We start from the raw sequence: 7615 nt of genomic DNA on the forward strand, positions 1-7615 counted from the left end.
GGGCGGATCGGGTTGGTGTCCAAGTCGGGCACGCTGACGTATCAGATGATGTATGAGCTGCGTGACATCGGGTTCTCCACGGCGGTGGGCATCGGGGGGGACCCGGTGATCGGCACGACCCACATCGACGCTTTGGCGGCGTTCGAGGCCGATGCCGGTACCGACGCGATCGTGATGATCGGCGAGATCGGCGGGGACGCCGAGGAGCGGGCCGCGGAGTTCATCAAGGCCAACGTGTCCAAGCCGGTCGTGGGCTATGTGGCGGGGTTCACCGCCCCGGAGGGCAAGACGATGGGCCACGCGGGTGCGATCGTGTCGGGTTCGGCGGGCACGGCCGCGGCCAAGAAGGAGGCGTTGGAGGCCGCCGGCGTCAAGGTCGGCAAGACCCCCACCGAGACGGCCGGGATCGTCCGCGGCCTGTGGCAGTAGCCGCCGCCCCGGCAACGGGACGAGGGCGGGAAAAGTCGCCGAAAGCGACAGGACGAGAAGTGTGGCGGAAGAACCCGCCCGCGAGTCTGGTCCGCACGCGTCATCCGCGGGACCTTTGTGCGAAAGGCCGGCGGCCCCGCCGGGGCCGCCGGCCCTCCCGAAACCACGAGCAGGTCAGACACACACCAGGGGACCCTGAATGACGCTCATGCTCAAACCCGGGACCGAATGGACGACCCTTTACCAACGCTGCCGCGAGATCGCCCCCGAGGCGTTCGGCGCCGACCGCGTCAACAATCACTGGGGCGGGCGCTGGCGGGCCGACGGCGAGCCGCGCCTGGCCGTCTCGCCCGTCGACGGCACCGAGATCGCCGGCCCGCCGATGATCGACGCCGCCACCGCCGAGGCCGCCGTGCGCGCCGCCGTCGACCAGCACAACGCCTGGCGCGTCCAGCCGCTCGAAGAGCGCCGCGCCCGGGTGCGCGCCGCGCTCGACGCGTGGGGCGAGCACCGCGACCTGCTGGCCCTGGCACTGGTGTGGGAGATCGGCAAGCCCTGGCGGCTGGCCCGCCAGGACGTGGACCGCGCCATCTCCGGCGTGGAGTGGTACCTCGCGGAGATCGAGGAGATGCTCGACGGCCGCGCGCCGCTGGACGGCCCCGTCAGCAACATCGCCAGTTGGAACTACCCGATGAGCGTGCTCGCCCACGCCATGTGCGTGCAGGCGCTGGCGGGCAACGCCGCGATCGCCAAGACCCCCACCGACGGCGGCCTGGTCTGCCTCACGCTGGCCGTGGCGCTGGCCGCCCGCGAGGGACTGCCCTTCACCCTGCTCAGCGGCGGCGGGCGGGAGCTGTCGCCGGTGCTGGTGCGCGCGCCCGAGATCGGCTGCGTCTCCTTCGTCGGCGGCCGCGACACCGGCGGCCAGGTCGCCACCGCGCTGGCCGACCTCGGCAAGCGGCACATCCTGGAGCAGGAGGGGCTGAACTGCTGGGGCGTGTGGGAGTACTCCGACTGGGCGACCTTCACCGGCCAGGTCCGCAAGACCTTCGACTACGCCAAGCAGCGCTGCACCGCCTACCCCCGCTTCATCGTGCAGCGCGAGCTGTTCGACCGGTTCCTCGGCGCCTACCTGCCGGCGGTCTCGGCGGTGCGGTTCGGCCACCCCCTGGCCGTGGCCGACGCCGGCGACGACCTGCCCGAGCTGGACTTCGGCCCGCTGATCAACGCCGCCAAGGCCAAGGACCTCACCGCCCAGGTGGCCGACGCGGTCGGCGGCGGCGCCGTGCCGCTCTACCGGGGCTCGCTGGACCAGGCCCGGCTGCTGCCCGGCCAGAACACCGACGCCTACGTGGCGCCGGTGGCGCTGCTGGAGCCGCCGCGCTCCTCGCCGCTGTTCCACGCCGAGCCGTTCGGACCGGTGGACTCCATCGTGCTGGTGGACACCGAGGCCGAGCTGCTGGCGGCGATGAACGCGAGCAACGGCGCGCTGGTGTCGTCGGTCTCCACCGACGACCCCGACGTCGCCGCGCGGATCGCGGCGGGCGTGCGGGCGTTCAAGGTCGGCGTCAACAAGCCGCGCTCGCGCGGCGACCGCGAGGAGCTGTTCGGCGGCTGGGGCGACTCCTGGCGCGGCGCGTTCGTCGGCGGGCGGCTGCTGGTGCAGGCCGTCACCCGGGGGCCGGCGGGCGAGCGCCTGCCCGGCAACTTCCCCGACTACACCCTGCGCCCCGAGGGCCACGTGTAAGCGGACACGCCCGCCCGCCGCGTACGCGGCGGGCGGGCGCGGGCTCCACCGGTCCGTCCTCCGGCGGATCGCCGGCACCGCGGCGCCTCCCCTCAAGGAGTCCCGCCGCAGGCCGGTCGTCCAAGGGTTCCTCAGCGCGGGCCGTCGGGGTCGTCCACAGGCGTCACCCCGCGCAGCGCGACGAACGCCGCGACGGCGGCGACGGCCAGGACCGCCGCCCCGGTCACGGCCAGTGAGTCCAGTCCGGCGGTGAACGCCTGGCGCGCGCCCTCCAGCAGGGTGTCGCCGGCGGCCCCGGGCAGGCCCTCGGCCACGGCCACCGCACCGCCCAGGGTCTCGCCGGCCGCGTCGGCCGCCTCGGGGGGCAGGCCGGGCGGGATGTCGCCGGCCACCCCGGAGCGGTAGGCGGCGGTGGCGACGCTGCCCAGCACCGCGATGCCCAGCGCGCCGCCCAGTTCGGCGCCGGTCTCCGACACCGCGGCGGCGGCGCCGGCGCGCTCGGGCGGCGCGCTGCCGATCACCATGGCGTTGGCCAGCGCCATCGCCATGCCCACGCCCAGCGTCAGCACCGTGTAGGAGCCCAGCACCAAAAGCAGGGAGCTGTCCACCCGCACCAGGCTGAGCAGCGCGAACCCGCCGGCCGCCACCAGCAGGCCGGTGCCCACGATCGTCCCGGGCGGCACGCGGCGGACGGCCTGGGTGGCCAGGGCGATGCCGACGACCGTGCCGGCGGCGGTGGGCAGTTGCCACAGCGCGGCGGGCAGCGGGCTGATGCCCTGGACGAGCTGGAGGTACTGCGCGGACTGGAGGCCGAACCCGACGAGGGAGAAGGTGAGCAGCGCGCTCACCCCCACCGAGGCGCTGAACGCGCCGCGCCGGAACAGGCCGACGTCGATCAGCGGGTCGGGCAGGGTGAACTGGCGCCGCACGAAGACCGCGCCCAGGGCCAGGCCCGCCGCGATCGCCGCCACGGGGAGCACGGCCGCGCCGTGGGCGGCCAGCTCCTTGACGCCGTAGACGACCGGCAGCACCGCCGCCATCGACAGCGCGGCGCTGAGCAGGTCGAACCGCCGGGAGGCGCGGGGGTCGGCGGACTCGGGCAGCAGCAGCGGGCCCAGCACGAGCAGCAGCACCATCACGGGGACGTTGATCAGGAAGACCGAGCCCCACCAGAAGTACTCCAGCAGGACGCCGCCCAGGATCGGGCCGAGGGCGATGCCGCCGGTGAAGGCGGCGGTCCACACGCCCACGGCCGCGCCGCGCTGGCGCTCGTCGCGGAACATGGTGCGGATCAGGGCGAGGGTGGAGGGGGCCAGGACGGCGCCGCCCGCGCCCAGCAGCGCGCGGGCCGCGATCAGCGCCTCGGCGGTGGGCACGTAGGCGGCCACCGCCGAGGCGGCGCCGAACAGCGCGCCGCCCACGAGCAGCAGCCGCCGCCGGCCGACGCGGTCGCCCAGGGCGCCCATGGGGATCAGCAGTCCGGCCAGCAGGAAGCCGTAGACGTCGCTGATCCACAACTGCTGGGTGGCGCTGGGGTGGAGTTCGGCGGTGATCCGGGGCAGCGCCATGAACAGGATGGACAGGTCCATCGAGGCCAGCAGCGCGGGAAGGACGAGGACGGCCAGGCCGGTCCACTCCCGGCGGCCGGCCCTCGGCGGTGAAGGAGTCGCGGTTGCGGTCATGCCGCCGAATATACACATGTATTAGACGTACGTATATCTAAGACGAATGTGTAGAAGAGTGGTACGCTTGGCCGGCATGGGACACCGTGAGGACCTGCTGGCGGCGGCAAAGCGCTGCCTGCGCGAACGCGGCTACGCCCGCGTCACGGCGCGCGACCTGGTGGCGGAGTCGGGCACCAACCTCGCCTCCATCGGCTACCACTTCGGGTCCAAGGACGAACTGCTCAGCGCGGCGCTGATCGAGATGGTGGGCGACTGGGCCGATGCCCTGGAGGCCGGCCTGCTGGCCGAGGGCGCCGAGTCCGCGGACTCCACCGGCTCCGCCCCGGACGGCGCGGAAGGCGGGGGCGGCGCGAAGGGCGCGGGGGAGGGGCGGCGGGCGGCGGACACAGCCGCAGCCGACCCCTTCGCGCGGTTCGAGGGGGTGTGGGAGCAGGTGATCGTCTCCTACTTCACCTCGCTCAACGACTGGCGCGACGGTGTCGAGGCGCTGGCCCAGGCCCGGCACTCCCCGGCCGTGCGGGAGCGCATGGCCGAGGGCTACGAGGAGGGCCGCACGGCCCTGGCGCCCTGGTTCCACGCGCCCGGCGCCCCGCCCCTCGACCCCGACGAGTCCCGCGCCCTGGGCGGGTTCTACCTCGCCCTGCTCACCGGGGTGATGGTGCAGCAGGGCATCGACCCCGACCGGGCGCCCACCGCCCGCGACCTCACCCTCGCCCTGCGCCGCATCGTCGCCGACTTCGGGTCCGCCGCCCCGCCCTTGGGCACGGCGGCGGACCCGGCCGAGGGCGGCGGCGCGGCCCCGGACCGGTAGCCGCCCGGGGCGGGGGAGGGGGCGCTGCCGGTGGCCGCGCCGGCGCCGCGCGGCCGGTCCCCCGGCTCAGGCGCCGGAACCCAGCACCTCGGCCAGCCACGGGCGCAGGACCGGCAGCACGGCGGTGGGCTGCATCGCCGTCATGTGGTTGAGGCCGTCGAGCAGTCGCACCCGCCAGCCCAGCTCCTCCAGTTCGGCGCGCCGCCGGTGCAGCGGGCCGGCGATGTCCACGCGCACCCCGCCCCAGTTCGCGTCGTAGTCGATCACGTCGGCCGACCCGGCGAAGCACAGCCGGGGCACGGCCAGCCGCGCCTGCGCCGCGCGGTCGTCGAAGCCGGCCAGCGAGCGGTAGAGGGTGACGAACTGGCGGGTCTGGGGCCCGCTCAGGGTGAGCTCCGCCGCCGACCAGTCGTAGTCGGCCAGGGAAGCGGCCTCCATGGCCTCCGCAGCCTCGGCGGCCTCGGGGGCGGCCCCTTGGACCGGCTCGGGCGCGTCCTCCCCGCCGCCCCAGGCCGCCGCCCCCTGGCCGGTTTGGCCGTCCCGGCCGTTCCCGTGGTCCTGCCCGTCCTCCTGCGCCTTCGCCCGCTCGTGGGTGACCTCGGTGACGCGCAGCATCTCGGCGTAGGGGCCGCCCAGCGGGGGGAACCCGCCCATGGCCAGCGCGGAGAGCCGGTCGGTGCGCAGCGCCAGTTGCAGCCCGGTCAGCGCCAGCCACGAGTAGCCGTAGTAGGCGAAGCGCTCGGCGCCCGCCGCGTCGGCCACGGCGAGCATGTCGGCGGCCACGTTGTCGGCGGTGAGCGTGTCGGGCTTGGGGTGGGCCTGCACGTGGTTCTCGTAGGGGAAGGCCACGACCCGGACGAGGTCGGCCAGGCCGGTCATGAGCGAGTGCCCCAGGGCGGGGTCGGTGCCCCACGCCCGCAGTTCCTCCGCCCGCGCCCCCTCGACCGGGGCCGGGTCCAGCGGCAGGAGCAGCGTCGGCCCCTCGCCCTGGACCTCGAAGTCGATCGTGCTTCCGTCGTGCGTGCGCGCCTGCGGCATGGCGTGCCGTCCCTTCATCTCCGTAGGGCGTAAAGTGAAGCGTCGCCGACAATACCTTATGGCGTAATGAGTTAGCGCCGGCGGCGCTCCTCCGCACCTCCGGGGACGCGGCGGCCGCAGCCGGGAACCGGTCCGGGCGCGCGGAGCGGGGCTGGTAGCTTTACGGGGTCCGCGCGGGCGCGGACACTTTAGGGTGTAAGGGAACCACGGGCCGAGGAGGCGGTGCCATGACCGTGTTCGCGGGCCAGGGCGACCCCCGGCGGTCGGTCGAACTGCTGTGGCGCACCGGCGGCCCGGAGCGCCGGCGCGGCGCGCCCGGCCCCCGGCCCGGCCTGAGCCTCGACCTGATCGTCGACACCGCCATCGCGGTCGCCGACGCCGAGGGGCTGGCAGCGCTGTCCATGCGGGCGGTGGGCGAGCGCCTCGGCCGCTCGGCCATGGCGCTCTACACCTACGTCCCGGGCAAGGCCGAACTGCTGGACCTGATGTATGACCGCGCGCTGGCCGAACTCCCCGCCGGCTACGACACCGGGCCGGGCTGGCGGCCCGCGCTGCGCGCCTGGGCGGTCGACACCCGCGACTTCCACGTCCGCCACCCCTGGAGCCTGGAGGTCTCCCCGGCGCGCCCGGTGCTGGGCCCCAACGAGCACGCCGCCATGGAGGCCCTGGTGCGGCTGCTGGAGTCCTGCGGACTGCCCGCCCCCGTGCTGCGCCGGGTCGTGGGCACGCTGCTGCACTTCGTCCGGGGCGCCGCGCGGGCCATCGCCGACGCCCGCGCCGCGACGGCGGCCACCGGCACCGACGAGCGGGAGTGGTGGCTGGCCCGCATGGCGGTCATCGGCGAGGCGGCGCCCGACTTCGCCGAGCGCTTCCCCGCCCTGCTGCGGGTGTCCACCGCCGAGCAGGGCGCCGAGCCCTCGCCCGAGGCGCGGGAGGCGGGCGCCGCCCCGCCTGAGGGCGCCTCCTACCTCGAGGCCGAGGCCCGCCGCACCTTCGACACCGGCCTGGGCATCCTGCTGGACGGCATCGCCGCCGCCGTCCCGCCCGACTCCCGCGCCGGCCCCTGACACCCGCATCCCGGACCGCCCGCGCCCGCCCGGCGGCGCCCGCACGCGGCGCGCCCGCGCGGCGGCTGCGCCCCGCCCGGGGCCGTGCCTGGGACAATGGCGCCATGACGTCCTCGTTGCACCTGGTCCAAGAACCCGAGGCCGACGCGCTGCTGGCGGCGGACCCCCTGGCGCTGCTCCTGGGCATGTTGCTTGATCAGCAAGTGGCCATGGAGGTCGCCTTCGCCGGCCCCAAGAAGATCGCCGACCGCATGGGCGTCGACCGCCTCGACGCCGCCGCGATCGCCTCGGCCGACCCCGAGGAGTTCACCGCCCTGTGCGCGCAGCCGCCCGCCGTCCACCGGTTCCCCGGGTCGATGGCCGGCCGCATCCAGGCGTTGTGCGGGTACCTGGTCGAGAACTACGGCGGCGACGCCCGGGCGCTGTGGACCCGCGGCGACCCCGACGGCCCCGAGGTCCTGCGCCGCCTCAAGGCGCTGCCCGGCTACGGCGACCAGAAGGCGCGCATCTTCCTGGCGCTGCTGGGCAAGCAGTTCGGCCTGGCGGCGGCGGGCTGGCGCGAGGCCGCCGGCCCCTACGGCGAGGAGGGCGCGCGCCGCTCCATCGCCGACGTGGTCGACGAGCAGACCCTCGCCGAGGTGCGCGCGTTCAAGAAGAGCCAGAAGGCCGCCAAGAAGGCCGGGAAGTCCTGACCCCGCACCGGCGGGCACCCGCCGGTCGGGCCGAGGTCCGCCGGCGCGCACGAGTGCGCACGCGGGCGCCGCGCGCCCTGAGGGGCCGGTCCGGCCAACCGGGGCGCGCGGCGCGCGCGGCCGGGGGACACGGGGTGCCCGGCCCG

General features: G+C 75.5%; 6 protein-coding genes and 1 pseudogene. 5 read left to right on the top strand and 2 right to left on the bottom strand.

The annotated features are described in order from the left end of the window. Together LG943_RS27385 and LG943_RS27390 are read left to right on the top strand one after the other, a co-directional pair. Positions 1 to 429 (top strand): annotated as a pseudogene (locus LG943_RS27385) (succinate--CoA ligase subunit alpha); the annotation flags it as partial. 199 nt (positions 430 to 628) lie between these two features. Beyond that, complete coding sequence (locus tag LG943_RS27390; protein ID WP_270075278.1) at positions 629 to 2176, top strand: aldehyde dehydrogenase family protein; 1548 nt, start codon at positions 629 to 631, stop codon at positions 2174 to 2176. A gap of 131 nt (positions 2177 to 2307) precedes the next feature. Here LG943_RS27390 and LG943_RS27395 read toward each other — a convergent pair whose 3' ends face one another. Next, positions 2308 to 3858 carry an MFS transporter gene (locus LG943_RS27395; RefSeq protein WP_270075279.1) on the bottom strand — a complete coding sequence of 517 codons (1551 nt, stop codon included), beginning with the start codon at positions 3856 to 3858 and terminating at the stop codon, positions 2308 to 2310. Between the two features lie 76 nt (positions 3859 to 3934). Here LG943_RS27395 and LG943_RS27400 point away from each other — a divergent pair, with 76 nt between their 5' ends. After that, complete coding sequence (locus LG943_RS27400) at positions 3935 to 4672, top strand: TetR/AcrR family transcriptional regulator (RefSeq protein ID WP_270075280.1); 738 nt, start codon at positions 3935 to 3937, stop codon at positions 4670 to 4672. A gap of 66 nt (positions 4673 to 4738) precedes the next feature. Here the strand turns inward: LG943_RS27400 and LG943_RS27405 are convergent, their stop codons facing one another. Then, complete coding sequence (locus tag LG943_RS27405) at positions 4739 to 5728, bottom strand: alpha/beta fold hydrolase (protein WP_270075281.1); 990 nt, start codon at positions 5726 to 5728, stop codon at positions 4739 to 4741. A gap of 209 nt (positions 5729 to 5937) precedes the next feature. Between LG943_RS27405 and LG943_RS27410 the strand changes: the two genes are divergently transcribed. Together LG943_RS27410 and LG943_RS27415 are read left to right on the top strand one after the other, a co-directional pair. Further along, on the top strand, positions 5938 to 6777 hold the full coding sequence (locus LG943_RS27410) for a TetR/AcrR family transcriptional regulator (RefSeq protein ID WP_270075282.1): 840 nt from the start codon (positions 5938 to 5940) through the stop codon (positions 6775 to 6777). A gap of 104 nt (positions 6778 to 6881) precedes the next feature. Beyond that, positions 6882 to 7469, top strand: a complete 588-nt coding sequence (locus tag LG943_RS27415) for an HhH-GPD-type base excision DNA repair protein (RefSeq protein ID WP_270075283.1) — start codon at positions 6882 to 6884, stop codon at positions 7467 to 7469. The last annotated feature ends 146 nt before the right edge of the window (positions 7470 to 7615 follow it).

It is taken from the genome of Streptomonospora mangrovi, assembly GCF_027604915.1.
GTDB lineage: Bacteria > Actinomycetota > Actinomycetes > Streptosporangiales > Streptosporangiaceae > Streptomonospora > Streptomonospora mangrovi.

Excerpts from the sequence above, each read along its gene's own strand:
- LG943_RS27390 (WP_270075278.1), top strand. The coding sequence starts at position 629 with ATGACGCTCATGCTCAAACCCGGGACCGAATGGACGACCCTTTACCAA.
- LG943_RS27395 (WP_270075279.1), bottom strand. The coding sequence starts at position 3,858 with ATGACCGCAACCGCGACTCCTTCACCGCCGAGGGCCGGCCGCCGGGAG.
- LG943_RS27400 (WP_270075280.1), top strand. The coding sequence starts at position 3,935 with ATGGGACACCGTGAGGACCTGCTGGCGGCGGCAAAGCGCTGCCTGCGC.
- LG943_RS27405 (WP_270075281.1), bottom strand. The coding sequence starts at position 5,728 with ATGAAGGGACGGCACGCCATGCCGCAGGCGCGCACGCACGACGGAAGC.
- LG943_RS27410 (WP_270075282.1), top strand. The coding sequence starts at position 5,938 with ATGACCGTGTTCGCGGGCCAGGGCGACCCCCGGCGGTCGGTCGAACTG.
- LG943_RS27415 (WP_270075283.1), top strand. The coding sequence starts at position 6,882 with ATGACGTCCTCGTTGCACCTGGTCCAAGAACCCGAGGCCGACGCGCTG.